The 903-nt window shown below is 67.8% G+C and carries 2 protein-coding genes; one reads left to right on the forward strand and one right to left on the reverse strand.

Annotation, left to right across the window (positions count from 1 at the left end; translation table 11 throughout):
* The coding region (locus MKK84_RS25615) for a hypothetical protein (protein ID WP_243924846.1) at positions 1-240 on the forward strand (240 nt) is incomplete at its 5' end.
* A gap of 5 nt (positions 241-245) precedes the next feature.
* Here the strand turns inward: MKK84_RS25615 and MKK84_RS25620 are convergent.
* The coding region (locus tag MKK84_RS25620; RefSeq protein WP_243924847.1) for a methyl-accepting chemotaxis protein at positions 246-903 on the reverse strand (658 nt) is incomplete at its 5' end.

A 903-nucleotide genomic window follows, 5' to 3' on the forward strand; every position in this document is an offset into this window, starting at 1 on the left:
GCACGTGCCAAGGTGATCTTGGAGGACCTGCGCGACCATCGGGACCAAATGGCGGTGGTGCTCGCTGACCTGCGGGGACGGGAGCCGACTGGCGAAGCCGAGATCGACGAGGCCAACGCCAACCTCATCACGGCGATCAACCAGGGCATCGTGCAGATCGACCTGTTCGTCGCACAGGCCCGAGCTTATGCCGAGGAAGCTATCCCAGCAGGGCAGGTTGGGGATCAGATCGACCTCTGACAGCTTCAGTGCCGGTAGCGTTCGGCGAGCGCCATCAGCGCTTGGGCCAGCTCCGTGAGGTTGGCCGAGGCGGACTCGACCTGCCTTGTGCCGGCCGCGGTCTGCTGGCTCGCCTGCCGGATGTTCTGGAGCGCCCCCATCACCTGCTCGATCCCAAGCTGCTGCTGGTTCGTCGACGCGATTACCTGCTGGAACACCTGAGTGCCTTCCTCGATCTTCGCGGTGATCTCCTCGATGGTCCGCTGCGTCGTGTCGGAGCGGGTCTTGCCGGCGGCGGCCCGCTTGACCGCCTCCTCGGTGAGCATCACCGAGGTGTTGATGCCCCGCTGGATCTCGCCCAGGATCCCGCGCACCTGCCCGGTGGCCGCCTTCGCCTGATCGGCCAGCAGCTTCATCTCCGAGGCGACAACCGCGAAGCTGCGCCCGCTCTCGCCGGCCGCCGCCGCCTCGATGGCGGCGTTCAGCGCGAGGAGATGCGTGCGCTCCGAGATGTCGTTGACCGTCTCGATGATGTCGCCGATCGTCTGGGTCTTCTCCGACAGGCTGACGATGTTGCCGGCCACCGCCTCGGCCTGCTCGCGGATCGCGTCCATGGCCTTGGCGGTGTCGGAGACGGCGCGCAGGCCCTGCCGGGAGGTCTGGGCGGTGGCCTGCGCGGTGGCG

The sequence above is a fragment of the Methylobacterium sp. E-065 genome (assembly GCF_022829605.1).
In the GTDB taxonomy this organism is placed as follows: Bacteria; Pseudomonadota; Alphaproteobacteria; order Rhizobiales; family Beijerinckiaceae; genus Methylobacterium.